This window comes from Fangia hongkongensis FSC776 = DSM 21703 (assembly GCF_000379445.1).
GTDB lineage: Bacteria > Pseudomonadota > Gammaproteobacteria > Francisellales > Francisellaceae > Fangia > Fangia hongkongensis.
The window spans coordinates 11,619-36,805 of the sequence record NZ_KB902251.1 but is presented as its reverse complement, the minus strand read 5'-3'; the positions used below and the strand labels follow the sequence as shown (position 1 = coordinate 36,805).

Here is a 25,187-nt window from a genome sequence, read left to right as displayed (position 1 = left end):
ATTAAGACGCTTCATCATGATCGATGGTTCTTCCTTTTGATGGAGTTGAGCCATCTGTATTCTCAGCTGTTTGATTCATGCGTTTTTTCAGCATTTCATTAATTTTTCGTTTAGTAATCCATGCGTAGACAAAAAAACATAATGTTAAAAATACAAGAAGCGGCAAAAGTAAAATGCCAACAATCAGTAAGAATAGAAATTGGATAGGGTTGAGTTTTTTCATTTAATTTATTTTCCTTTAATTACAACTTTAATTTCTGCATGATGAGAGTTGGTGTGGCCTCAAGCTTGAGTTTGCCTCATTATCTCAAATATGCTTATGTATCAATATGGCGCTATATGATTATTTTTCAACTCTTTGTATGGCAAATATCATTTTAAAATAATCAGTATAACTATTGTGAATATTAGTCGGTTTTTTTCTAGGGGCCTTGTGGTATAATCGCCAAAGTTGAGATTTACATAATGGAAAAATGTGCTATGGTCACCAGCCGATTAAGACCTCAAGTTGATAGGGTTTTTTGGTGTGATTTACTGATACTAACGATCGTAATGGCAATAGGACTTTGTCTTTATGGAATACCGGTTCTTTTTACGCCAGATGAAGGGCGCTATGCTGAAATCGCAAGAGAAATGCTGGTAACACATCAATATATTGTGCCGCATTTAGATGGAATTATTTATTTTGAAAAACCGCCAATGATCTATTGGTTAACGGCACTTTCGCTAAAACTCTTTGGCTTGAATGATTGGGCTGCAAGGCTGCCAAATCCGGTTTTATCGTTAATCGGTATCTGGATGAGTTATGTGGTTTGTAGAATTGTTTTTCAAAAGCGTTCATTAGCGCTTTGGGGTGCGATTATAAGTGGGACCTCACTTTTGTATTTAGGGGGCGCACGTTACTTAAACCTTGATGCGGGTGTCGCCTTTTTCTTAAATGCAACAATGCTTTCTTTTTGGGCGTCGATGCAATATAGCAAAAAAAGTTATCAAGGTAATCTCTGGCTTCTAGTTGCTTTTATATTCTCAGGCCTTGCTGTGATGACCAAAGGGCTAATCGGAATTGTCTTTCCAATGATGATTATTGGTCTTTGGTCGATTTTCTTATCTAGATGGGATGTTCTAAAAGATATTCGCTTATATCTTGGCTTAATTGTTGTTGCGATCATCTCTGTGCCGTGGGTGATTATGGTGAATAACATTCATCATGAGTTTTTCCATTACTATGTTATTGTGCAGCAAATTTTACGCTATGCAACGGATGAACAAGGTCGACAGATGAGTAAATTTGTCTATTTTGGCATCTTTATTATTGGCTTTTTCCCATGGTTTGGCTTTTTGCCGCAGGTGTTTAATAAGCTTATTTCAACTTGGCGTGTTAGAAGACATCATGCTGATGAATGGTTTTTGTTTATTTGGGGAATGGCAATTTTGCTGTTTTTTGCCTTTTCAAAATCAATTTTAATTGGCTATCTCATTCCAATTGTGATTCCATTTTCAATTTTAATTGCGATGCGAATTGAATTTTCACTCTCACAGAAAAAAGATGCCAGATCCACAAAAGCAAGCTTCATTGCAGCTTTAATATTGTTTGCTCTTATGGGGATAGCCTTTATCGTCTTGCCATTTATTCCTAATTTCTCGATGTTCTTTAATGAAATTGCAGCGTATTTTTGGCCAGCGGCTGTCGTTTGTTTTATTGTCTCGATCTTTGGCTTTAGGCTTCTTAGGAAAAAGGCATACAAGGCGATGATGTTAAGCTTTGTTGTTACCATGATGATTATCTTAAATTTAGGTTGGTCGGGCGCGCAGTATTTTGCTCAAAAATCAGTGAAACCGCTTATCCCAGTTGTTAAACCAATGTTAAAAGCCTACCCAAATGCCATTGTTGCCAACTATGGTGGCTACTTTTATGATGCACAGTTTTATTTAGATAGACTTACTTGGATTGTAGCTAATGCAGGTGAGCTTGAGAATACCGCTAATATGCCAAACTCAGGCGCAGAAAAAACGCTAAGAACCGCTGAGCAGTTTTGGCCAATATGGAAAAGTGATCAGCGCGTATTTATGTTTACTGACAAAAATAATTATGAGCGCTACTTTGTTTCTGGGAAAGAGCATGGCATTTTGCTTGCTCACACACCCAAACGCTATTTATTAACAAACCACCAATTACCCTATAAGCTTCGTGCATCTGGGTTTAATTTAAACGCTTAAGGTTGAAAAATGACAATTGTAATCTGGTCACTTTTATTATTCGGTGTTTTTTTAAATGCCTGCGCACAACTGTTTTTAAAATTTGGTGTAGATCGTATTGGTGAGTTTAGCTTCACCTTACAAAACTTAATTCCAATCGGTTGGAAACTGGCAACCAATTATTTTGTTATTTTGGGACTTCTTTGCTATGTGATAAGTGTTGTTGTCTGGTTGATGGTGTTGTCACGAATTCCAGTTGGCATCGCCTATCCAATGGTATCAATTGGCTATATTATCACCGCAATTGCTGGGTATTTTTTATTAGGTGAGAGCTTAACAGTAACAAGAGTTATTGGTATCCTAGTGATTATTATAGGTGTGTATCTTGTTGCAAGAGTATAATTTTAATGTGAGAGAAACATGAGAGATTCGTTTTTACCTTTTTCAAAGCCAAGTATTTCTGAGGCTGCAATTAATGAAGTAACAGATAGCATGCGATCTGGCTGGTTAACTACAGGGCCAAAGCTTAAAAAGTTTGAGCAGATGTTGGCAGAATATTTACATGTGCCGCATGCACTTTGTATGAGCTCAGCAACGGCAGGTCTGCAACTTGCATTAATGGCACTTGATATTCAAAAAGGTGATGAAGTTATTACAACCCCAATGACCTTTGCTGCATCGTTAAATGTAATTGAAATGGTTGGCGCTACAGTCAAATTGGTGGATGTTGAAAGAGATACTTATAATATTGATGTTACTAAACTTGAAGCGGCAATTACCAAAAATACAAAAGCCATTATGCCCGTACACTTTGCTGGGCTTCCTGTGGATTTGGATCCCATTTATGCTTTGGCAAAGAAGTATAACCTTGCTGTGCTTGAAGATGCCGCTCATGCGATTGGCGCGGAGTATAAAGGCAAAAAAATAGGCTCTTTTGGTGATCTTCAGGTATTTAGTTTTCACCCAAATAAAAATATGACAACAGGTGAGGGTGGTTGCCTGTCAACCCATAGTGACAAAATTGCTGAGCAAATCTCACTTTTGCGCTTTCATGGTATGGATAGAGAAGCATGGAATCGTTTTGGCAAAGATGGTAGTCCGCATTATAAAATTATCTATCCTGGGTTTAAATACAATATGATGGATATTCAGGCAGCTATTGGCATTCACCAGCTGCCATTTTTGGATGAGTTTATTGAAAAAAGAACAGCTCTTGCCAAACGTTACTTAGAAAAATTAAAAGATTTTGAGTATTTGACTTTACCTAAGTCACCTGATTATCAACATAAGCATGCTTGGCATCTTTTTGCGCCAACCCTAAATGATAAGCTGGCCAAAATTTCTCGCGATGAGTTGATGGCAAAGTTAAAATCGATGAATATCGGCTGTTCGGTGCATTATGAGGCGACACATTTATATCCGTACTATGCCAATAAATATGGCTTTAAATTAGGTGATTTTCCAAATGCCGAAGCCATTGGAAAGAATGTGATTAGTTTGCCATTATTTCCAGATATGACAATAAGTGAGCAAGATGATGTTCTAGATGCGCTTGAGCAAATATTTAATACAAGTATAACAAATTAACAAGCTATAAAGAGACGAGTAGTAATGAGTGATCATAAGCCTTATTTAAGTGTGGTGATTCCAATTTATAATGAAGAGGAAGTGCTGCCAACTTTGTTTAAACGCTTATTTCCAGCGCTTGATAAGACAGGGAAAAGCTATGAAGTTATTTTTACCAATGATGGTAGTAAAGATAAATCTATTGAACTGTTAAAAGAAATGCAAGATGAAAGGCCAGCAGAGGTCAAAATCATCGATTTTAACCGAAACTTTGGTCAGCATATGGCGATTATGGCAGGCTTTGAGCATGTCTCTGGTGATGTGATTGTCACGATGGATGCAGATTTGCAGAACTATCCAGAGGATATTCCACTGTTATTAGAAAAAATAGAGGCAGGTCATGATGTTGTGGGTGGCTATCGAATGGATCGTCAAGATAAAAAATGGCGCTTGTTTGTATCAAAACTGCATAACTCATTGCGATTAAAACTGACAGGGGTTGATATGGTTGATGAGGGTTGTATGCTACGAGCCTATACCCGTGAAGTGATTGATCGAGTCGTTGCAACAGGGGAAAACTCTACATTCTTGCCAGCGCTAGCGCATAGTTTTTCTTCCAATCCGACAGATGTGGGTGTCAGACATGCAGCAAGAGAAGAGGGAACCTCGAGTTATAATTTGTATAAACTGATACGCTATAACTTTGATTTTTTTGCTAATTTTTCCAAGGCGCCTTTAGAGTTTTTCACAATGAGTGGGTTTATTGTTGCCTTTATTAGTATCTTGCTCTTTGTGTACCTTATTGTGAAGCGCGTGATTTTTGGTCCAGATGCAGATGGTGTGTTTACACTTTTTGCTGTGGCGTATTTTCTCATTGGAATGCTTTTGATGGGGCTTGGTATCGTTGGAGAGTATATTGGACGCATTTATGAAGAGGTTAGAAAGCGCCCAAGGTTTATTGTTAGAGAGTATCTTGATACTGATCAGCAGAAAAAACCTAAGCCCGCAAAGTATATAAAAGACTTAGAGGATAGCTTAGATACTGAAGAGGCTGCTGATAAAACAGCGCAAAAAACAACAATAAAAGATAAAGATAGTAAAGAAAAAGAAGAAAATACAAAAAAGAAGGATAAAGAATAATGTCCACAAAATTATTGGTTCTTGGTGTTAATGGCTTTATTGGCAGTAGCATGGTTGAGAAAATTTTGGCTGAAACAGATTGGGAAATCTATGGTATGGATCTCTCTGATCATAAAATCCAAGCGTTTCTTGATCACCCACGTTTGCATTTTGTTAAAGATAATGTACTTGAAAATACAAAGTGGGTTGAAGAACACATTCAAAAATGTGATGTTATCTTCCCGCTTGTGGCAGTGGCTAACCCTGCGCTTTATGTCTCAGATCCGCTATTTGTTTACAAGCTTGATTTTGAATCAAATATGGATATTATCAAGCTATGTGTGAAACATAAAAAACACCTGATATTCCCTTCTACCTCTGAGGTTTATGGAATGAGTGAAGATGTTCCTTTTAATGAGGAAACAAGTGCACTTGTAACAGGACCAATTAATAAACCAAGATGGATTTATTCGTGCTCTAAACAGCTTCTAGATCGTGTGATTCATGCTTATGGCATGCAAGAGGGGTTAAGCTATACGCTATTTAGACCGTTTAACTGGATTGGTCCAAAGCAAGATGAAATTAAATCCTCTAAAGCAGGGAGTGCACGTGTGCTTGCGCAGTTTATCTCCAATATTTTAGATGGAAAAGATTTGCAGCTTGTCGATGGTGGTTTGCAGCGCCGCTGCTTTACTTATATTGATGATGGTATTGATGCGTTAATTGAAATTATTAAAAAGCGTGATACCAGTGCTTATCAGCGTATATTCAACCTTGGTAATCCTGATAATGAGCACTCTATTAAAGAGTTGGCTGAGATGACAATCGATGCTTTAAAGCGCTATCCATCCCTTAAAAAGAAGGCAGAAAATGCTAAGATCATTGTAACCAATTCAGATCAATATTATGGTGAGGGCTATCAAGATGTGCAAAGACGTGTGCCTTCTATTGAGAATGCAAAACAAGCACTTAGCTGGGCGCCAAAATACTCAATGAAAGAGGCGCTTAAAAAGACATTTGATTATCATTTAGTGTAAAGTTAAACCTGCTTCTCCCAGACTTCAAAATCAAAATCAAACTCATTGTTTTGATCTTTAGCATAATGACGCTGACCAATGCGTTTAAACTCACTTTCCTGCCATTTAGGGAAAAAAGCATCAGCTTTTATTTTCGCATTTACCTTTGTGATATAGAGCCGATGAACGTGAGGCAAAAATAGCTCATATATTTCTGCGCCACCGATAATAAATATCTCCATATGTGGCTTTTCTTTTGCAAGATTAAGGACTTTATCAATGCTATCAATAATGATGCACTTCTCTTGTTTGAAGCTGCTATTGCGCGTTAAAATGATATTTTTTCGATTAGGCAATGGGCGCCCAATTGATTCATAGGTTTTTCTACCCATCACAATGTAATTATGCTCAGTGACTTGTTTAAAGTTTTTTAAATCATCTGAAAGTTTCCAAGGGAGGGTGTTTTTGATGCCAATCCCTAGGTTTTGATCATAAGCAACGATAATAGAGAGCATGGTAAGATTAGGTTAATATAAAGTAGTAATGAGGGCTATTGTAACGAATATGCTTATCAGAGAATATGATTATTTTTTAAATTTCTACTGCTTGGAGATGCTAAGTGTATGATGCGCTCTTTGAGTGATAAAATAGCCACAGGTTAAAAGTGCAATAATGATAAACACAAAGCTTAGCGTATAGGAGAGTTGTTTAATACTTTCTAAGGGTAAATACCCCATGATAGTCACGACAAGTGTGGCCATTCCCATATTAATAAAGGACATCATGCCGCTGCTACTGGCTTTATCAGTAGCATTTTGTATTGCTAAATGACTGCCAGGACCCATTATTGCGCCCATGATTAAATATAGAAACATGGTAATGCCAAAAAATACGCCTGCGCTTGCCAAATGACTTACTGAGAGAAGTAGCAGTCCTAAAATAAAAGGTATCGATAATGTCATTAAAATTAGCAGAGTTTTTGCTGTTGAGTATCTTTTCAGTAAAAAAGAAGCCAGAAAACTACTGACAAACATGCCTATGGTGTTAATGATATTCCAATAGCCATAGCTATCTGGGCTTAGATGTAGCACATTCTCTGCATACAAAGGTGCAATTGCTGCATAGCCATAGGAAAATATGGATAAAAGGCTAATTAATAAGGAGAAGATGATTAGCTTTGGCGATTTCAATGCTTGGGTGTAATTGTAAGTAATACGAGACAAGCTAAGAGGTTGTTTATCCTCAAGCGTTTCTTTAAATTGCCAAGTCAAACCCAGCATAATCATCCCATGGAGCAAAAGAAGGTAAAAACAGTCATACCAGATAAGATACTGTGTAATCACCCCACCAAGTGTGACTGAAATGGCAATGCCAATCGTAAAGGCAAGAGTAGAAAATGAAAGAGCGTGCTTTGCTTTACTCTCTGGTAATAACTCATGAATCAGTGTATAAGTAATCGAAAGGCCAGCGGAAGCGCCAAGTGCAGTAACCACTCGTCCAATAAGAAGTAGCGCATATAGGTTATTATAAGCGGCATAAAGAGAGATGATAATTCCGATAAGATTAAGCGTTAACCCACCTCTTAGTGCACTTAACCGGCCATAGCGATTAGATAATGGTCCATAGATTAGTTGCCCTAAAACATAACCTAATAAAAATATTGAGACAACCCAGTTTAGTGCGCCACTTGAGAGCTGAAACTGTATCTGAATATCATGCAGCCCAGGTGTGATAATGGCAGCAGATAATGATGCAATGCATATATAGCTTAATAAGATCGCAATTTTTAAGATGCCGATTGTTTGCATGTTGTTCACTTCGTGATAATGGAAAGTGTGGATAAGTTTATACAATCCTTAAATAACCTATTATAATAATAAGGACTAATTTTTGTTTGAATGTAACATCTGTTGCTCTGGAAACAACTGATACGGAGAGAGGATAAGTAAATGAAAGAGCCGATCCAGTTTATCGATGATAGTAGGCTGCCACTATTTGCTATTACAGAAGAGAATCAAGGTGCAGCGCTTGATGCACATTGTCATAGTAAGGCGCAAATCACTTATGTTGAAAAGGGCTTGATGAAAATTGTTGTAGGTCAGGATATCTATCTTATTCCTTCTGGGTTTTTAATTTATATTCCCAGTAAGTTGGTGCATAGTGCTGAGGTACAAAGTCAAACAACAGCGCATCATTTATATTTAGAAACAGACTATACCCATGAACTGACAAATACTGCATTGATGTTGTTTGCAAGTGGGTTATTAAAAGAGCTTATCATCAAGTTAACACAAATGAGCCTCCATAACCCGGATATTGATAGAGCGTATCTTTCGGTGCTGAGGCTTGAGCTTTTGTCTTTACAATCTGAAGATGTCTATAGACTTTCTGTTCCTAGCCATCCAAGGCTTCAAAAGGTGCTAGAGTATATTAATGAGCATCTCAACCAGCCAATACAGCTTCAATGTGTTGCAGATTATGTTCATCTAAGTACGCGCCATCTCTCGCGAATTTTTAAACAAGAAACAGGAATGTCGTTTTCTTTGTGGCTGCAAAATTATAAATTGCTCATTGCAATTAAGCGCTTAGCAGTCGTGAAAATGACATCGGTTGTTGCAAGAGAGCTTGGTTATGATAGTGACAGCGCATTTATACACATGTTTAAACGCCTAAGTGGTGGGAAAAAGCCTTCAGATTTTTATTAATTGACGCTTAAAAGGCAGAAGAGTATTCAACTAGTATTAGTTAGCAGCCTGCGCAATGCCTTGCTTAATAGCGGTATTACTAACCGCTTTGGAGACACATTCTCTTAGCCTTGGGTCCATAGGTTTTGGAATAATATACTCAGGGCCGAATTGTAAAGCGTCAACATCTGGGTATAGATCAACAATATGCTGTGGAACAGGCTCTTTGGCAAGCGCTTGAATGGCTTTCACCGCAGCAATGCACATGCTCATTGATATTTTGGTTGCTTTTACATCCAAAGCTCCCCTGAAGATATAAGGGAAGCAAATAACATTATTCACCTGATTTGGATAGTCTGAGCGGCCTGTTGCCATAATTAAATCATCACGGGTTTGAAGGGCAAGTTCGCGCTTAATTTCAGGATCTGGATTAGATAAAGCAAAGACAATGGGTTTAGCTGCCATTTTTTTCAATTGATTAGCGGTGAATAAATCTGGTCCTGACACACCAATGAACACATCTGCGCCATCAATAGCATCATCAAGTGTGCGCATTTCGGTGCGTCTGGCAAATGCAAATTTGTAAGGACCAAGCGCCTCGCGCTCTACATGAATTACCCCTCGTGAATCAACCACCGTAATGTTTTCCTTGCGCGCGCCCATACGAATTAAAAGGTGTAAGGTTGCAAGACCTGCTGCGCCCGCGCCAAGGCAGACAATTTTAGCGCTTTCAAGGTCTTTCCCTTGGATCTCAAGCGCATTTAATAAGCCTGCGGCCACCACAATAGCAGTGCCGTGTTGATCATCATGAAAAACAGGGATGTTTAAAGATTTTTTAAGTTCATATTCAATTTGAAAACACTCAGGCGCTTTAATATCTTCAAGGTTAATCCCGCCAAAAGTAGGTGCAATATTCTCAACAGTGCGAATAAATTGGCTGACAGACTCCGTATTGACTTCAATATCAAACACATCGATATCAGCAAATTTTTTGAATAAAACCGCTTTTCCTTCCATAACAGGCTTACTGGCAAGTGCGCCAAGGTTACCAAGCCCTAAGATCGCTGTGCCATTACTAATCACACCAACAAGATTCCCCTTATTGGTATAGCGGTAGGCGTTAATTTCATCTTTAGCAATTTCTCTAACTGGAACGGCAACCCCTGGGGTATAAGCGAGCGCTAAATCTTTTTGACTCTCAGTTGGTTTAGTTACTTCAACGGCAAGTTTTCCAGGTTTTGGGAATTCATGATATTCCAATGCTTCTTTAGCAAGGTCATTCATCGGTATTTCCTCTTTGATTGTAATATATTTATCGACATAAAACTTAAGTATGGCAGCTCTTTGGATAAAACAAAAGAATGGGCATGCAAGTTGTATCGTTATTTTTTTGTCTAAAAAACATGCTAGGCTTAAATAAGCTAAAAATGCTTTGCTATAGGCATATCAAACATAGCAATTAAATAAGTTAGATCTGAACTTAACGGTGGAATAAGCTTATGAAATATGGAAGGATTTTAGTTTTTGTCATATTGGGAATTTTAATCAACCTTAATGCACAAGCACTCAAAAAAGAAGCACCTGGTAATATTGATCAGAAGCTTCTGCTGGGGTATGAAATTGCAATTTTGCAAGATCATCACATTGGCTCTAGTCAAATTCTAAAGACGATAGATAGTTTAACAGAGCAAGCAATAAAGCTTCGTATGAGCAATATTGCCGGAGATTATGGCAAGTTAGTGCGAAAGATGAATAAAATAAAACTTGAGTATTTTAAAGAGGTGAAGTCTTATATTAAGGCTTCAGTCGTGGGCTATGCTGTATTTTTATCTAAACAGATGAGTGTGGCAGAACTAAAATTGCTCAAACAAGCGCTGCTTAAATTTAATAAAAAAATAGCTTCTTTAGAGACATCATTTGCCAATGAAAAGGTGAGCGTGTATTTTCAAAAGGTTTATCCAAAACTATCAAAAATGCGAAAGGCAATGCTGGAAGAGGCTTTTGGGTTAACTGGATATAGTGGGGTGTTTTCGAAAACTTGGTTGCTAATATTAAAACTAAAAAGCATCACAAATGAAGGGCCTGTTGTGCTAGATAAAGCTCAGATGAAAGCACAATGGCTGATAGGTAAAGAAAGTCGCATTTATACATATCGAGTATGGAGTGATCAAGATTTATCTGAGTTTATTCAGCTTCTTAAGACACCTATTATGAGAAAAAGTGTTCAGCTATACTTGGAGTTTTTAGAGAAAGAAACCAATGCCATTGTTGAGATAGGTAAGCCTTATTACGCAAAAATTCAAAATGCGCTATATGCGTATTATCAAAAAGATCGAGATGACTCTAAAGCAATATCCGTTCAGCACAGTAACATTACCTATAATACAATGTTCTTTGAGTTGGTGGTGCAAAAAGGGCTGATATTGGATGATGCTATGGTACAAAAGCATTTTTGTGCTATGCCTAAGTGGAAAAATGAGATATACGCTTTAGAGCGGGTCGATGCGGTTTTTAAAAACCAAAAGGGGGAGATAATAATGGAAACAACTATTCACCGAGAGGATTGTCTCGAGTAACTCTTATTTATGTTATGGCCATCTTTTTTAAGATTGTTATTATTTAAACTATCAAAAATGTTTCTAGACATATACAGCAGTCAAAGAATTAAAGTTTTTCATGTAAACAACTCTCTTGATTAATTATATTGTTTATGGTTCCATCAGTAATTGGGAATGTAGACAATATTGTTCCAGTTTATATTAAGTGATAGTGATCGGGAGGAGGAAGATGATAATGAATAATAAAAAAATTAAATGTAAAATCTGTGAAGATTCCCTAAAAGATTGAATTTAGAGCTTTAGGGTGACACAGTTAGGTGGGCAGTATCTATTATACTTAGATCACGTTAAAGAAATACAAGATGAAATCACTGACTAATTTTATTATTTTCTTGTGCGCTCAAAACTTTTCAGTTATTGCATTTAGATTTTTCCAGCTTCTGTTAGCTTGGGTAACGCTGTCAGAAACACATTCAGGCTATACCTTAGGAGTAATTGTAACTATATCGTGGGTAGCGAATATCATATGTTTACCATTTTCTGGCTATTTCCTAGATCGATATAAAAAGGGGGTAGTAGTTTTTCTTGCAAACCTAATTTCATTGATACTGATTTTAGTATTCTACATCAATTTAGTATATTATGCTTACAATATAATGATTGTTGTGCTTATAACAATCATACTTAGCGTCGCAGACTCAGTTCTCCTGTCATCCCCTAATACAATTATCCCCTTTATTGTTGAGAAAGAAAGACTGAGTAAATTTACAGGGTTTTGGGCAACCCTTGCTTCCTTGCAAACCATTATTGGTGCATTAGTCGGAGGCGGAACTATTGCTTTAGTCGGGAATCAGATATCAATTTTAATAATTGCTATTTTGTACCTNATTGCACTACTTTTTAGTTTCCTTTTAATGAGGAATAAGCTGCTATTGCATGCTTCCATGGTCAAAGGGCAAAAGTTTTATATGCAGCTTCTAAAAGGTTTTAGTGTGTTGGTAAAATTAACCCCCGAACGCTCTCTATGTTGTGTTGGGATGACTGTTAACTTTGTTATGACTCCACTGTTGATGATCTTATTACCTGTATATATTAAAATATTTCTTAATCTACCAATAATATATCTAGCCATTATGGAGATTTGCTTTGGTTTAGGTCTGCTGATTACAAGTCCATTTGTGGGGAAGCTACTTTCTAATAATGTGAAAAGACTGAGTCTGATTTTAATGGGAAACAGTTTAACCGCAGTTAGCATTATGCTATTCCCAATAGCCGGTCCATTATATTTTAAATTAATTCTGCTCTTTCTTATTGGAAGTGGTCTAGCACTAAATAATGTTTCGACAAGCTCTTTACGTGCATTAGCAGTTCCAGACTATATTAGAGGAAGGCTTGAATCGGCCATTTATTTTTTTTGTATTTTGACTATCCCCATTGGGAGTTATATTTTTGGATTATTTTCTCAGACAACACAAAGTCAACATATTACTGTCATTATGGTTATTATGGGGGCTATGATTTTAATTTCACTGCTATTTATTCTATTGTCGCCTTTAACATGCAAAACTTTATCACGTAAAGATAAGCACCTTAAAGATTATTATAAAGATAAATTTGCTAATATTCTTTAATAATTTACAAAAATAGGGGAAGTGAAAATGGTTAACTTATCCTATGAAAGTTTTCTGATACTCAAAATATTTAAGATAGTGATATGATTGTTTTGCCAGCAAATCCTTTTTAAAATAAGCCAAAACTTTTGGAGAAAATGTGAAAGGCGGTTTGAAGTTATACTTAAAAGGGATGTTAATGGGCATTTGCGATTTGGTTCCGGGCATATCTGGTGGCACCATCGCTTTTATCACCGGTATCTATGAGCGTTTGATTCGTGCTATTTATTATATTACACCCGGTACGGTTTGGCTTTTTATTAAGGGTGTTTTCACATTCAATAAAACAGAAGTGAAAGAGGGCTTTAGGCGTGTAGATGGTTTATTTTTGCTGATATTGATTGCAGGGGTACTCACCTCTATTTTACTGGGTGCAAGGCTGATGAGTTTTCTATTAGCGCATTACCCAACTTTCGTGTTCAGTTTTTTCCTTGGGCTTATTTTGGCTTCATCAAAGAATGTATATACTGAAATTGAAGTGCATTCAAATAAAAATTTAATGGTCGGTATATTGGGTGTTTTAATTGGTATTTCTTTGGTGTTTTTATCACCTCAGAGTATTCATGATCCTTCCATGTTATATATTGCAGTTGGCGGTTTTGCTGCCATTATGGCGCTTTTTTTGCCGGGAATATCAGGCGCATTTATTCTTTTGATTATGGGGCTTTATGAGTTTATTTTACAAGCAGTGCATAACCCTATTAAACACATTGATATTTTTTTAGTCTTTGCAGTTGGGGCACTTATTGGGGTATATATTATCTCAAGGATAATCACCTTTTGTTTTAAAGCCAATAAATGTATGACATTGTATTTTCTACTAGGACTTGTTGTTGGTACTTTGGGTGTGCCGGTCAAGAGAATATTTGAAGATGGGCATGACTTTGGCGTCGCTTCATTAGTAATTAGTATTATACTTTGCCTTTTGGGCGCGAGTGTTGCTTTGTTACCGAATAAGGCAAAGAAAAAGTAGCTTTACTATCTAAGTGAGTTCTTATTGCGCTTAAATTTATCAACAATGATATGCAGTAGAAACATTCCAACATGTCCTGCAAGATAATACCAAATAATATCTGCAAAGAACTCATGTAACTCCTTGATATCATGAATAAAGCTCTCCCCCATATATTGTACAGGGAGTACAAGCCATAACACCCCTAAAGAAGCAACCAAAAGTGCCAGTAAAAAGCCTAGCCCTTGCACCATGCCGGCAAGTCCAGCAAATGCTCTATCTGGAAGATTGAACTTCAAAAGCAGTTTAAAATCTTCATAGACAGTAATAATCCCCTTTTTGTTGTAAGGGAAAAGGTGAGCAAGTTTGTTTTTTTCAACAAGGCTGGCAGCACGGAAAAGATAAATCATGAGAAGAAAAAATACACTGACACCGATGATTTCATGAAATAAAAAAAGCTTTAACATCCAAGGCTCAACGCCTGGCTTTATTTTGTGGTGCATCCACTCAGAAGAAAGTAGCTGAAAGATAATCGCGATCGCAAACAGCCAATGAATTATATGTGAGAATAAATCAAAGTGCGTTTGCTTTTTCATTTTGTATTTATGTTATTCTTTAGGTGCGCGTGAAGCACGCTTTCTATCTGATTCAGTGAGGAACTTCTTACGCAAGCGGATAGAGCTTGGCGTGATTTCAACAAGCTCATCATCTTCAATAAATTCAAGTGCATATTCTAAAGTCACCTTAATAGGTGGTGTTAAAATAATACTCTCATCTTTACCTGAAGCACGCACATTTGATAGCTGCTTACCTTTGCATGGGTTAACCGTCAGATCATTATCACGGGAGTGAATACCAATAATCATTCCCTCATACACTTCAACGCCATGGCCAATAAATAACTTGCCACGCTCTTGTAGGTTGAAAAGTGCAAAAGCTAGTGCTTTACCTGCACCATTAGAGATTAAAGTGCCGTTTTGACGCGTCTCAACGATGCCTTTTTTCATTGGGCCATAGTGGTCAAATACCTTGTTGATGATGCCCGTTCCAGAAGTAATGGTTAAAAACTCAGTATAAAAGCCAATTAAGCCACGAGAAGGGATAATAAATTCAAGTTTTACGCGCCCTTTACCATCTGGCTCCATATTTCTAAGCTCACCTTGGCGAAGTCCCATTTTCTCCATAACGGTACCTTGATATTCATCATCAACATCAATAATCGCGTGCTCATAAGGTTCACACATCTGTCCATCAATTTCCTTGAAAATTACATGTGGACGTGAAACAGCAATTTCAAAGCCTTCTCGGCGCATATTCTCAAGTAAGATAGATAAATGAAGCTCACCACGACCTGAAACTTTAAATTTATCCGGATCATCAAGCTGCTCAACACGAAGTGCAACATTGTGTAATAGCTCTTTGTCCAACCGGTCTTTAATTTGGCGAGAAGTGACAAATTTTCCTTCGCGGCCAGCAAAAGGTGAGTTGTTCACTTGAAAAGTCATTGAGATAGTTGGCTCATCAACAGATAAAGCTGGGAGTGCTTCAATATTGTCAGGAGAGCAAATTGTATCTGAAATATTAATGCCTTCAATACCAGTAATGCAAACGATATCACCTGCCGAGGCTTCAGGAACTTCAACACGCTCAAGTCCCATGTGTCCTAGAATTTGTAAAATACGACCTTGTTTTTTATTGCCATCTTTATCCACCACCACAACAGGAGAGTTTGTTGTAATCTTCCCGCGTTTAATACGACCAATACCGATTGTGCCGACAAAGCTTGAGTAATCCAAAGAAGAAATCTGCATTTGAAATGCCCCAGATTCATCCACTTCAGGTGGTGCAACATGGTCAATAACCGCTTGGAATAATGCATCCATATTATCAGGAATATCATTTTCATCTAACGTAGCATAACCATTTAATGCAGAGGCATAAATAACGGGAAAATCTAACTGTTCATCGGTTGCACCCAAACGGTCAAATAGATCAAAGACTTGATCCATCACCCAGTCAGGACGAGCCCCAGGGCGGTCAATTTTATTGATAACAACAATAGGCTTCAAGCCACGTGAAAATGCTTTTTCTGTTACAAAACGTGTTTGTGGCATAGGCCCGTCAACAGCGTCAACTAATAATAGAACAGAGTCTACCATTGACATAACACGCTCAACTTCACCACCAAAATCAGCATGCCCCGGTGTATCGACGATGTTAATGCGATAATCTTTCCATTTGATGGCAGTGTTTTTTGATAAGATGGTAATGCCGCGCTCTTTTTCTAAATCATTAGAGTCCATCACGCGCTCAAGCTCTTGATTGCGTGTTTCAACCGTACCAGATTGTTGTAATAGCTTGTCTACAAGTGTTGTTTTGCCATGATCTACGTGTGCGATAATGGCGATGTTTCGTAAATTCTCAATCATAATAAAAAGAAATAAGTCTGTACATTCATTAATTGAATAGAGATTGTACGGCGAAATTGAAAATACGCAATCTTTTTGTGTGTTTTACTGTAGGATCAATCTGTTTATTAACCAATCAAAGTGAAATATTTTTCTCTTTTGTGATCTTCACCAGCTTGATCATATTGTTTTGAACTTTTTTCACTTCAATAATGTAGTTATTAATTCGAAGACAACAATTACCAATTGGAATGTCTCTTAATTCATCAATAATAAAGCCAGAGATCGTTTTTGCCCCATGTGTCGGGAGTTGTAAATGAAGGTGGCGGTTGATTTCACGAATGGTTGTGTCGCCTGTTGCCGCATAGGTATTATCAGCACTTGAGCGAATATGTGTATGTAGGTTATAGGTGTCAGAGAACTCTCCAACAATCTCTTCGATAATATCTTCCACGGTAATAATGCCCTCAATGCTACCATACTCATCGACAACGGTGGCAAAACGCATCCCCTTTTGTTGAAAGTTGATAAGCTGTGCTTTAATGGAGATATTCTCAGGGATGTAGTAAGGGTCTCGAAGTAAAGTCAAGATATCCTCATAAGTGGGTTTGTTGTCTTGAGCGATAAATTTAAGTGCACGTTTTGTTGAAATGACGCCAGCAATATTCTCAATATTGTCATAGCAAGCAAGGAGGATAGAGTGTTTGGCATGGATGATTTGATGGATGATTTCATCAATTTCAAGGCTGAGATTGATATACTCAACGCGATGATGTGGAATCATAACATCTTCAACTTTGATCATATCAAGCTCCAGTACACCGATCAGCATATTCTTATTTTGTGAACCAAGTTTACTTTTAGACTCATGAACAACAGTGTGTATTTCCTCACTGCTTAAGGGTTCCGCATTGACTTTGTGTTTTATTTTGATGCCAACACAGCGCAATAACCCATTTGCAATAAGATTCAATAAAGCAACGATAGGGTAGGAAATAAAGAGTAAAAACCAAAGGACAGGCGAAGCAGGGAAGGCAATTTTTTGTGGGAAAATAGCAGCAAGCGTCTTAGGGATAATCTCAGCGAAAAGTAAAATAAAGAGCGTTAAGATGATAGTGGAGAGAAAAATTCCCATGTTCCCAAAGTGCGATTCGGCATAGCTTGTTAAAATCGCAGAGGCAATGATGTTAGCAAATGTATTGCCAACTAAGATCATCCCAAGAAGTCGATCTGGTCGTCTTGTCAGTTTTAAGCTTCGTTCAGCGGCTTTATTTTTTTGCTTTGCAAGATGACGTAATTTATATTTGTTTAATGACATCATTGCTGTTTCAGAGCCTGAAAAAAAGGCAGAGCATAAAATCAAAATAACAAGTGCAATAACGGTAAAACTTAGATCCATGTGATATGAAAACTGCTATACATAGTTTTATCATAGCAGCTCATCGCAGCAAATGGCATTAAATTTACATCCATTCAAACGGAAATAGATGAAAAGTTTTGAGTGCATGTTATAATGCCGTGAAATTTATTTTTCAAATTGCAGCATAGCCGATAACCATGAGCGATATTCATCAACATAAAATACTCATCCTTGATTTTGGTTCACAATATACACAACTGATTGCCCGTAGGGTGCGTGAAATTGGTGTGTATTGTGAAATTTACCCTTTTGATGTTGATCCTGAATACATTGAGCGTTTTGCTGCCAATGGTATTATTTTATCCGGGGGACCTGAGTCAGTACATGAAAGTGACAAGGTGCGTGCCCCTGAATGTGTTTTTAACCTTGATGTGCCGGTATTGGGTATCTGCTACGGGATGCAGACGATGGTGCATCAATTTGGTGGCAAAGTTGAAGCCTCCAATGAACGCGAGTTTGGACACGCTAATATTGAAACATTGGCAAACCAAAGTCTATTTCTAAACACGCCTTTAGAGCAAAGTGTTTGGATGAGTCACGGTGACAAGGTGACAAATGTGGGCAAAAACTTCAAGATGATCGCAAGCTCAGCAAATGCCCCAATTGCAGCTGTGGCTCATGTTGATAAGCTATTTTTTGGTGTGCAATTTCATCCTGAGGTGACTCACTCTGAGTTTGGCAAGGCAATTCTTGAAAACTTTGTTTGTGGAATTTGTCAGTGTGAAGCGCTATGGAACCCAGCAAGTATTATTGAAGATGCGATAGCACGTATTAAAAAGCAAGTTGGTAAAGATCAAGTGATCTTGGGCTTATCTGGAGGCGTTGATTCTTCTGTTGTTGCAGCGCTATTACATAAGGCGATAGGTGATCAGCTAAGCTGTGTGTTTGTTGATACAGGGCTTTTGCGCTTATCAGAAGGTGATCAAGTAATGAAAACCTTTGCTGATAACATGCATGTAAATGTCATTCGTGTTAATGCAGAGGAGCGCTTTTTGGCAAAGCTTAAAGGTGTAAGTGATCCCGAGAAAAAGCGCAAGATTATTGGGAACTTATTTGTTGATATCTTCGATGAAGAATCCGCAAAGCTCACTAATGCAAAATGGTTGGCACAAGGCACAATCTATCCAGATGTGATTGAGTCGGCTGGAAGTGCAACGGGGAAAGCGCATGTTATTAAGTCACATCATAATGTTGGTGGCTTGCCAGAGGATATGAAACTCGGTCTTGTCGAGCCATTAAGAGAGCTATTTAAAGATGAAGTGAGAAAGGTTGGAGTTGAGCTTGGGCTGCCGTTTCGTATGGTGTACCGTCACCCATTCCCAGGGCCAGGGCTTGGTGTGAGAATCTTAGGTGAGGTTAAAAAAGAATATGCAGATATCTTGCGTCAAGCTGATGCTATTTTTATGCATGAGTTAGAAACAACCGGATGGTATGATAAGGTCTCACAAGCCTTTGCAGTATTTTTGCCCGTGAAGTCAGTCGGTGTGATGGGTGATCAGCGTAAATATGATTATGTCGTTGCGCTTCGTGCCGTGGAGACAATTGATTTTATGACAGCAAGATGGGCGCATTTACCCTATGAGTTAATTGAACGTTTATCAAATAGAATTGTTAATGAAGTCAATGGTATTTCACGTGTAGTATATGATGTAACAGGTAAGCCCCCTGGTACGATTGAGTGGGAATAACAAATCACGGTATGATTTAACATAAACTTTCTTTGTTTTTCTTGAGAATCTGGCCATAGTGGAGGATACTATGGCACAATAAATGTATTAACCCTTTAGCTTTTACATGTCGAAAATTGATCGTGCGGAATATCCGCTATTGGCAAAAGTTTCTTCTCCTTTAGATCTGCGAAAGCTTAAACTGCAAGATCTAGAACCGCTTGCTGAAGAGATTCGTACCTTTTTGATTGAAACGTTGGATGTTTCAGGTGGGCATTTTGCCAGTAGCCTTGGTGCACTTGAGATTACCTTGGCACTGCATTATGTTTATAATACGCCAAAAGATCGTTTGATCTGGGATGTCGGTCATCAAACCTATGTGCATAAAATTTTAACTGAACGTGCAGATAGACTGGTTACCATCAAAAAGCCAGAGGGACTCTCTGGTTTTCCTAAGCGCTCAGAGAGTGAATATGACACCTTTGGTGTTGGGCATTCAAGCACATCAATCAGTGCAGCTCTTGGTATGGCAGAGGCAAATAAACTCCTAAAAAATAATGCCAAGTCAGTTGCGATTATTGGGGATGGTGCATTAACAGGTGGGATGGCATTTGAAGCGTTGAATCATGCCGGTGGTATGCATGCAGATATGCTTGTGGTATTAAATGACAACGAGATGTCTATCTCTGAAAATGTCGGTGCACTGACCACACATTTAACCAAATTACTCTCAGGTTCTACATATAACACAATCCGTGAAACCGGTAAGAAAATCCTCAAGAAATTACCGGGGGCTTTTGAGGTTGCCAAACGTCTTGAAACACAAGCAAAGGGAATGTTTGTTCCTGCTAATTTATTTGAAGCACTTGGGTTTTATTATGTCGGTCCGATTGATGGTCATGATGTGGGTGCTTTGGTTGAAGCGCTTCAAACCTTAAAAGATCATAAAGGGCCTAAGCTTTTACATATTTTGACAAAAAAAGGCAAAGGCTATCAAAAAGCAGAAGAAGATCCGATTAAATTTCATCATGTGAATCCTAAGTTTAACTCCACACTTAAAGGCAGCTCAGCATCAAAGCCAAGCTACTCCAATATTTTTGGTCGCTGGATCTGTGATATGGCGAAAAAAGATGAAAAATTGATTGGCATTACCCCTGCAATGCGTGAGGGATCTGATTTGATTGCCTTTTCTAAGGCGTATCCAGATCGCTATTTTGATGTTGCCATTGCCGAGCAACATGCGGTAACCTTTGCTGCAGGAATGGCCTGCGAGGGCTTTAAGCCGGTTGTTGCCATCTACTCTACATTTTTACAAAGAGCCTATGATCAAGTGGTTCATGATGTTAGTATTCAAAATTTAGATGTGCTCTATGCTGTTGATAGAGCTGGGCTTGTTGGTGCTGATGGGGCAACACATGCTGGAAGCTTTGATTTGAGCTTTATGCGCTGTATTCCAAACACACTTATTATGACGCCCAGTGATGAGAATGAATCGTATCATATGTTAACACTTGGCTATCAATATAACGGGCCTGCCATGGTGCGCTATCCTCGTGGTGCTGGTATTGGCGCTGAGATAACAGAAACTTTGGATTTAGCTTTAGGGAAATCCAAGATGCTTCATAAGGGCAAGAAGGTAGCAATTTTAAACTTTGGAACGCTTTTACCAATGGCTCTTGAAGTGGCTGCGAAAGTGAATGCTACGGTTGTTGATATGCGTTTTGTTAAGCCGCTTGATGAGGATGTGATCAAGGAAATTGCGCAAACGCATGAGCTTATTATCACGCTTGAAGAAAATTCAGTTATGGGGGGCGCAGGCTCTGGCGTAAATGAGTATCTTATTGCAAATGATCTTATGAGCACAGTGACAGTTAGAAACTTTGGTTTGCCTGATTACTATCAAGATCATGGCAATAAAGATGATATGTTGGCATCTGTTGGCATTTCAACTGAACATATATTTGAAACAGTACAAAAACTCATAAAAGGGTAAATGCTATATGGATATAACAGGTGGTTGCATATGCGGCAAAGTCAAATATACACTTAAGGAAATGCCAGTGATGATGGGGAATTGCCATTGTCTTGATTGTCAGAAGTGGACGGGCTGTGCCTATAAGCCTGTATGCATGTTTAGTAACAAGACGTTAAAGTTAGAAGGTGAGATTCGCTATTATACTAAAGCGGCTGATTCAGGTGAAATGATTCATCGTGGGTTTTGTGCCTCTTGTGGAGGAGATGTTGTTACAAAGTGCGATCAATTTGTTGAATATGTTATGATTGGAGCAGGCACACTTGATCAGCCTTCTGTATATAACCCGAATATTGATTTTTATACAGATAGTGCGCAAAAATGGGATTGTTTTTTAGATCACACCCATAAGTTTTCTCGTCAAATAGAGCGTTAAGGGTAGCAATTTCTCTAGTCCTACGTGATTAAAAAGTGCCATCACACAATATTTCTCCAATATGCAAGCAACTTTTCTGGCGATTAATGCAGGAAATGATCTTATTTTATATGGAGGTGGCTTTGGTGCAGATGCAAGCAAAGAAACAGATGAGCTCTATCAAAATATGACAACACTTGCTAAAGAAAGCCCTCAAATTCAGCAGAAAATACTGCTTTCTGCAACTAGAATTGCAAAGCTTAAAGCAAAGATCCAATAGTGTGATGCTCGACCAATGAAAGAAAAGCTACTCATTTCAGGCTGTTTACTAGGGAAAAAGGTAAGATATGATGGGTGTCATAAGAAACTCGATTGTATTGATCAGTTATTTAAGACATTTGAAATATATTCGGCATGTCCTGAGGTTCTAGGAGGTCTTCCTATCCCTAGACTACCATCAGAGGTTCAAGGGAAGCACGTTATAGATACGAATGGCTGCGATGTGACAGCATATTTTAAAAGAGGTGCTGAAGAGGCATTAAAGATATGCAAAAAAAATTCAATTAAGACTGCCCTTTTGAAAGAACGCAGCCCAAGCTGTGCCACTAAAGTAATGTATGATGGAAGCTTTACTGGAGGCTTAATAGATGGGATGGGAATAACAACACGTATGTTGAAGGAAAACGGCATAAGTGTTTTTTCAGAAGAAGAGGTCACTAAGTTAATTATGATGTACGTAAAATAATCTAAATTGGTAAGTTATTACTATTTCATTCCCCGTATTTGGCTTATAAAATAAATGAACATAGAACTTGAACACGTCCATTCGCAGGGATGGGGTAGCATCCTATGCTTTTAAATGAGGGGAATTTAACAGCATAGGCTCTGCTGTAAAAACCAGCGATATGCAAGTTTCTTTACAAGTTGGAGTCTGCTCGTCAATAGACCAGAGGCTCATTTGTAGTTAGTGACAACCAGAAGAGGCGCTTTGTGGTTGGCAGCCTTTTGCACAGTTTTTTCCTAATGACAGCTCAAAGCGTATTTTCTGTGAGAAATATTTCATGGCAAAGATAAGTAGTGCCATATAGAGGATAATTGCTAATATCCAGCTTACAGCGTGAAGTGGCATAGTAGATAAGAGACTAATTTGATAAGCGATAACGCCGGCGGCATAAGCAAGTGAAATACTCCAAATAACAGATAAAATTGCCCAGCCACGTGTTGCTTCACGGGCCATCGCACCAATAACAGAAGCACAAGGGACATATAAAAGGACAAAGAGCATATAAGCAAATGCAGCGGCAACTGAGCCAAAGGCAACCATCATCGTTCCCATAGCAGTTTTATCCATATGTGCATCGGCCTCATTAGCCGCAAATGGGTTAATAAATGCACTTAGATTCATGTTGGTAAAGCCAGATACCGTATCTTGCCATGCCTCTTTTAGCCCTTGAAGTAGATCAAATTTTTCATTGGCAACGCTTTCAAGTGAAGCGGGCTTTTGTTGTGTATACAGGGTGTTTAATGTGCCAACAACAACCTCTTTTGCTAGTGTTCCTGTGATCAGTCCAACAGTTGCTTGCCAGTTATCTTGTGAGACCCCCATAGGTTCAAGTACAGGCGTAATGACACGTCCTGCATGAGCAAGAATAGATTGCTGAGAACCACCCGCTACCACTTTACCATCGACTTGGATGCTGTTTAATGTACCAATAAGTACGCAAATAGGCACAATAACTTTGCCTGCTCTGAAAATAAAGCGCTTGAGTCTATTCCAGCTATGAAGTGATACGCTTTTTAAATTTGGAAGATGATAGACAGGAAGCTCCATTACAAACGGTGCGCTTTGTCCTTTTAATACGGTATATTTTATGACATAGCCTGTTAAGATGGCGCCTAAAATACCAATTAGGTATAAGCTAAAGACGACAAGGGCGCCGCCAACTGGAAAAAAGGCCGCAGCAAATACAGCAAAGATAGCAAGACGTGCGCCACAGGACATAAAAGGTGACATCATAATCGTCATTAGCCTATCCCGCCTTGTCTCTAGTGTTCTTGTTGCCATAACAGATGGGACATTACAGCCAAAACCAACAATCAAAGGAACAAAGGCTTTACCCGGTAAACCAATGGCTTGCATAAAGCGATCCATCACATAAGCTGCTCTTGCCATATAGCCTGAATCTTCTAAGAAAGACAAAAATAAGAACATACAGCCAATTTGCGGAATAAAGGTCAACACGGTATTAATCCCAAGACCAATACCCTGTGAGATAACAGCGGTCAGCCAAAGTGGTAATCCAAGATAGATCCCAAGATGTGTTAATCCATCGATAAAGATAACACTTGATGTATTGTCAAATAGGGGCTGAAGGGCACCACCAATGGTGATGGAAAACTCAAACATCAAATACATGACAAATAAAAAGACAGGGATGCCAAGGTATTTATGCATACAAATGCTATCGATTATTTCCGTTGCTTTATGGCGTGTGATTTTTTTGTAATCACAACTCTCTGCTATAAGTGCATTGATGGCATTATACCTTGCTGAGGAGAGGTTAATCTCAAGGCTGTTATCTTCTCTTTCAGGCAATAAACTTTGAAGTTGTGAATAAGCTTTATCATTTAATAGCGCTCTAAGTGCAGTACTTTTCTCAACAAGTGCGCTGGCAAGCCAAAGTGCTGGATAGTCTGTGTTGGTTTGGCTTATTGTTTCAGCTAATTGATTTATCTTTTGAGGATAGTAACGTTTCAGTGAAAAATTGGGTAGGCTTGCTGTTTGTGTCAGGGCATCTTTAAGTACATTAATCCCCGTTTTTTTGCGGCCAATAATAGGGAATATCTCTACGCCTAGTAAGCTTGCCAGTTTATTATAGTGAATCACAATGCCTTTTTTATTGGCAACATCAACCATGTTAACAGCAAGAATAACCGGAATATTCATTTCAATCAGCTGCATGGTGAGATATAAATTTCGCTCCAGATTAGAGGCATCAATGACATTAATGACGGCATCAGGCTTTGATTCAATAAGAAAGTTAGTTGCCACTTGCTCATCTAGGGAGGAGGCATCTGAGGCAGTCAGTGAGTAGATGCCAGGAAGGTCAATCAGTTCAATCTTTTTGCCATGATGTGTGAAAATACCTGATTTTTTATCAACGGTAACACCACTCCAGTTTCCAACTTTTTGGTTGAGCCCTGTAAGCGCATTAAAAATAGTGGTTTTTCCGCAGTTTGGGTTGCCTATAATTGCATATTTCATAGAGACTCAACCTCGATGTATTGTAACTCTGACTTACGTAAAGAGACTGAGAAATTTTTGATGGTGATATGATAGGGGTTGCCAAAAAGCGCTTTTTTCTCAATATAAAATTGTGACTCAGGAATAAACCCTAATGACAGGAGTTTTTGCATATAGTTATGCGGACAGCTTTGATGAAAGCCTTTTACTTTATAGTGACGCTTTGTTTGAAATTCCATAATCCTATCATTTTAATAAAACCCTTGTAGATTCGTGATTATATTGTGAGCGGATATTGAA

Annotated in this window: 23 protein-coding genes; 14 read left to right on the top strand and 9 right to left on the bottom strand. The window is 38.3% G+C overall.

What is annotated here, in order from left to right:
• Position 1 precedes the first annotated feature (1 nt).
• Positions 2-223, bottom strand: a complete 222-nt coding sequence (locus tag A37Q_RS0106305) for a hypothetical protein (protein ID WP_018299438.1) — start codon at positions 221-223, stop codon at positions 2-4.
• 242 nt (positions 224-465) lie between these two features.
• Between A37Q_RS0106305 and A37Q_RS0106300 the strand changes: the two genes are divergently transcribed.
• The 5 genes from A37Q_RS0106300 to A37Q_RS14795 are packed head-to-tail and all read left to right on the top strand — an operon-like array spanning position 466 to position 5,918.
• On the top strand, positions 466-2,217 hold the full coding sequence (locus A37Q_RS0106300; protein ID WP_018299437.1) for a phospholipid carrier-dependent glycosyltransferase: 1,752 nt from the start codon (positions 466-468) through the stop codon (positions 2,215-2,217).
• A gap of 9 nt (positions 2,218-2,226) precedes the next feature.
• Complete coding sequence (locus tag A37Q_RS0106295) at positions 2,227-2,598, top strand: SMR family transporter (protein ID WP_018299436.1); 372 nt, start codon at positions 2,227-2,229, stop codon at positions 2,596-2,598.
• 18 nt (positions 2,599-2,616) lie between these two features.
• On the top strand, positions 2,617-3,783 hold the full coding sequence (locus A37Q_RS0106290) for a DegT/DnrJ/EryC1/StrS family aminotransferase (protein WP_018299435.1): 1,167 nt from the start codon (positions 2,617-2,619) through the stop codon (positions 3,781-3,783).
• Positions 3,784-3,807: 24 nt separating this feature from the next.
• A complete protein-coding gene (locus A37Q_RS0106285) occupies positions 3,808-4,902 on the top strand; it encodes a glycosyltransferase (RefSeq protein ID WP_018299434.1) in 1,095 nt (364 codons plus the stop codon).
• A complete protein-coding gene (locus tag A37Q_RS14795; RefSeq protein WP_018299433.1) occupies positions 4,902-5,918 on the top strand; it encodes a bifunctional UDP-4-keto-pentose/UDP-xylose synthase in 1,017 nt (338 codons plus the stop codon). The genes A37Q_RS0106285 and A37Q_RS14795 overlap by 1 nt, the downstream gene beginning before the upstream one ends.
• Positions 5,919-5,920: 2 nt before the next feature.
• On the opposite strand, the gene A37Q_RS0106275 is transcribed toward A37Q_RS14795, so the two are convergent.
• Together A37Q_RS0106275 and A37Q_RS0106270 are read right to left on the bottom strand one after the other, a co-directional pair.
• Complete coding sequence (locus A37Q_RS0106275; RefSeq protein WP_018299432.1) at positions 5,921-6,412, bottom strand: dihydrofolate reductase; 492 nt, start codon at positions 6,410-6,412, stop codon at positions 5,921-5,923.
• Positions 6,413-6,496: 84 nt separating this feature from the next.
• Complete coding sequence (locus A37Q_RS0106270) at positions 6,497-7,705, bottom strand: MFS transporter (RefSeq protein WP_018299431.1); 1,209 nt, start codon at positions 7,703-7,705, stop codon at positions 6,497-6,499.
• Positions 7,706-7,846: 141 nt separating this feature from the next.
• On the opposite strand from A37Q_RS0106270, the gene A37Q_RS15830 reads away from it, so the two are divergent.
• Positions 7,847-8,602: a helix-turn-helix domain-containing protein gene (locus tag A37Q_RS15830; RefSeq protein WP_018299430.1), complete on the top strand. Its 756-nt coding sequence runs from the start codon at positions 7,847-7,849 to the stop codon at positions 8,600-8,602.
• A 36-nt stretch (positions 8,603-8,638) separates the two neighbouring features.
• On the opposite strand, the gene A37Q_RS0106260 is transcribed toward A37Q_RS15830, so the two are convergent.
• Positions 8,639-9,865, bottom strand: a complete 1,227-nt coding sequence (locus tag A37Q_RS0106260; protein WP_018299429.1) for a malic enzyme-like NAD(P)-binding protein — start codon at positions 9,863-9,865, stop codon at positions 8,639-8,641.
• Positions 9,866-10,080: 215 nt separating this feature from the next.
• On the opposite strand from A37Q_RS0106260, the gene A37Q_RS0106255 reads away from it, so the two are divergent.
• From A37Q_RS0106255 to A37Q_RS14785, 3 genes are all read left to right on the top strand, one after another.
• The gene (locus tag A37Q_RS0106255) at positions 10,081-11,157 is read left to right on the top strand and encodes a hypothetical protein (protein ID WP_018299428.1); all 1,077 of its coding nucleotides are present in this window, start codon (positions 10,081-10,083) and stop codon (positions 11,155-11,157) included.
• 344 nt (positions 11,158-11,501) lie between these two features.
• On the top strand, positions 11,502-12,770 hold the full coding sequence (locus A37Q_RS0106250) for an MFS transporter (protein WP_018299427.1): 1,269 nt from the start codon (positions 11,502-11,504) through the stop codon (positions 12,768-12,770).
• A 139-nt stretch (positions 12,771-12,909) separates the two neighbouring features.
• Positions 12,910-13,782: a DUF368 domain-containing protein gene (locus A37Q_RS14785; protein WP_018299426.1), complete on the top strand. Its 873-nt coding sequence runs from the start codon at positions 12,910-12,912 to the stop codon at positions 13,780-13,782.
• A 5-nt stretch (positions 13,783-13,787) separates the two neighbouring features.
• Here the strand turns inward: A37Q_RS14785 and A37Q_RS0106240 are convergent, their stop codons facing one another.
• The 3 genes from A37Q_RS0106240 to A37Q_RS0106230 all read right to left on the bottom strand — a co-directional run bounded on the left by A37Q_RS0106240 (position 13,788) and on the right by A37Q_RS0106230 (position 17,568).
• Complete coding sequence (locus A37Q_RS0106240; protein ID WP_018299425.1) at positions 13,788-14,357, bottom strand: cytochrome b/b6 domain-containing protein; 570 nt, start codon at positions 14,355-14,357, stop codon at positions 13,788-13,790.
• 12 nt (positions 14,358-14,369) lie between these two features.
• Complete coding sequence (gene typA / locus A37Q_RS0106235; RefSeq protein ID WP_018299424.1) at positions 14,370-16,190, bottom strand: translational GTPase TypA; 1,821 nt, start codon at positions 16,188-16,190, stop codon at positions 14,370-14,372.
• 115 nt (positions 16,191-16,305) lie between these two features.
• Entirely contained in the window at positions 16,306-17,568 is a 1,263-nt protein-coding gene (locus A37Q_RS0106230) for an HlyC/CorC family transporter (protein ID WP_018299423.1), read from the bottom strand.
• Between the two features lie 158 nt (positions 17,569-17,726).
• Between A37Q_RS0106230 and guaA the strand changes: the two genes are divergently transcribed.
• From guaA to A37Q_RS0106205, 5 genes are all read left to right on the top strand, one after another.
• A complete protein-coding gene (guaA, locus tag A37Q_RS0106225) occupies positions 17,727-19,277 on the top strand; it encodes a glutamine-hydrolyzing GMP synthase (protein ID WP_018299422.1) in 1,551 nt (516 codons plus the stop codon).
• 106 nt (positions 19,278-19,383) lie between these two features.
• Positions 19,384-21,249, top strand: coding sequence for a 1-deoxy-D-xylulose-5-phosphate synthase (gene dxs, locus A37Q_RS0106220; protein ID WP_018299421.1), 1,866 nt, complete (start codon positions 19,384-19,386; stop codon positions 21,247-21,249).
• 7 nt (positions 21,250-21,256) lie between these two features.
• Entirely contained in the window at positions 21,257-21,664 is a 408-nt protein-coding gene (locus A37Q_RS14780) for a GFA family protein (protein WP_018299420.1), read from the top strand.
• 61 nt (positions 21,665-21,725) lie between these two features.
• A complete protein-coding gene (locus A37Q_RS0106210) occupies positions 21,726-21,923 on the top strand; it encodes a hypothetical protein (protein ID WP_018299419.1) in 198 nt (65 codons plus the stop codon).
• A gap of 15 nt (positions 21,924-21,938) precedes the next feature.
• Entirely contained in the window at positions 21,939-22,388 is a 450-nt protein-coding gene (locus A37Q_RS0106205) for a 2-thiouracil desulfurase family protein (protein ID WP_018299418.1), read from the top strand.
• A gap of 219 nt (positions 22,389-22,607) precedes the next feature.
• Here the strand turns inward: A37Q_RS0106205 and feoB are convergent, their stop codons facing one another.
• A complete protein-coding gene (gene feoB / locus A37Q_RS0106200; RefSeq protein ID WP_018299417.1) occupies positions 22,608-24,908 on the bottom strand; it encodes a Fe(2+) transporter permease subunit FeoB in 2,301 nt (766 codons plus the stop codon).
• Positions 24,905-25,126 carry a FeoA domain-containing protein gene (locus A37Q_RS0106195; protein WP_018299416.1) on the bottom strand — a complete coding sequence of 74 codons (222 nt, stop codon included), beginning with the start codon at positions 25,124-25,126 and terminating at the stop codon, positions 24,905-24,907. The genes feoB and A37Q_RS0106195 overlap by 4 nt, the downstream gene beginning before the upstream one ends.
• Positions 25,127-25,187 lie beyond the last annotated feature (61 nt).

Coding starts and splice junctions, on each gene's coding strand:
- A37Q_RS0106305 (WP_018299438.1), bottom strand. CDS start 223: ATGAAAAAACTCAACCCTATCCAATTTCTATTCTTACTGATTGTTGGC.
- A37Q_RS0106300 (WP_018299437.1), top strand. CDS start 466: ATGGAAAAATGTGCTATGGTCACCAGCCGATTAAGACCTCAAGTTGAT.
- A37Q_RS0106295 (WP_018299436.1), top strand. CDS start 2,227: ATGACAATTGTAATCTGGTCACTTTTATTATTCGGTGTTTTTTTAAAT.
- A37Q_RS0106290 (WP_018299435.1), top strand. CDS start 2,617: ATGAGAGATTCGTTTTTACCTTTTTCAAAGCCAAGTATTTCTGAGGCT.
- A37Q_RS0106285 (WP_018299434.1), top strand. CDS start 3,808: ATGAGTGATCATAAGCCTTATTTAAGTGTGGTGATTCCAATTTATAAT.
- A37Q_RS14795 (WP_018299433.1), top strand. CDS start 4,902: ATGTCCACAAAATTATTGGTTCTTGGTGTTAATGGCTTTATTGGCAGT.
- A37Q_RS0106275 (WP_018299432.1), bottom strand. CDS start 6,412: ATGCTCTCTATTATCGTTGCTTATGATCAAAACCTAGGGATTGGCATC.
- A37Q_RS0106270 (WP_018299431.1), bottom strand. CDS start 7,705: ATGCAAACAATCGGCATCTTAAAAATTGCGATCTTATTAAGCTATATA.
- A37Q_RS15830 (WP_018299430.1), top strand. CDS start 7,847: ATGAAAGAGCCGATCCAGTTTATCGATGATAGTAGGCTGCCACTATTT.
- A37Q_RS0106260 (WP_018299429.1), bottom strand. CDS start 9,865: ATGAATGACCTTGCTAAAGAAGCATTGGAATATCATGAATTCCCAAAA.
- A37Q_RS0106255 (WP_018299428.1), top strand. CDS start 10,081: ATGAAATATGGAAGGATTTTAGTTTTTGTCATATTGGGAATTTTAATC.
- A37Q_RS0106240 (WP_018299425.1), bottom strand. CDS start 14,357: ATGAAAAAGCAAACGCACTTTGATTTATTCTCACATATAATTCATTGG.
- typA (WP_018299424.1), bottom strand. CDS start 16,190: ATGATTGAGAATTTACGAAACATCGCCATTATCGCACACGTAGATCAT.
- A37Q_RS0106230 (WP_018299423.1), bottom strand. CDS start 17,568: ATGGATCTAAGTTTTACCGTTATTGCACTTGTTATTTTGATTTTATGC.
- guaA (WP_018299422.1), top strand. CDS start 17,727: ATGAGCGATATTCATCAACATAAAATACTCATCCTTGATTTTGGTTCA.
- dxs (WP_018299421.1), top strand. CDS start 19,384: ATGTCGAAAATTGATCGTGCGGAATATCCGCTATTGGCAAAAGTTTCT.
- A37Q_RS14780 (WP_018299420.1), top strand. CDS start 21,257: ATGGATATAACAGGTGGTTGCATATGCGGCAAAGTCAAATATACACTT.
- A37Q_RS0106210 (WP_018299419.1), top strand. CDS start 21,726: ATGCAAGCAACTTTTCTGGCGATTAATGCAGGAAATGATCTTATTTTA.
- A37Q_RS0106205 (WP_018299418.1), top strand. CDS start 21,939: ATGAAAGAAAAGCTACTCATTTCAGGCTGTTTACTAGGGAAAAAGGTA.
- feoB (WP_018299417.1), bottom strand. CDS start 24,908: ATGAAATATGCAATTATAGGCAACCCAAACTGCGGAAAAACCACTATT.
- A37Q_RS0106195 (WP_018299416.1), bottom strand. CDS start 25,126: ATGGAATTTCAAACAAAGCGTCACTATAAAGTAAAAGGCTTTCATCAA.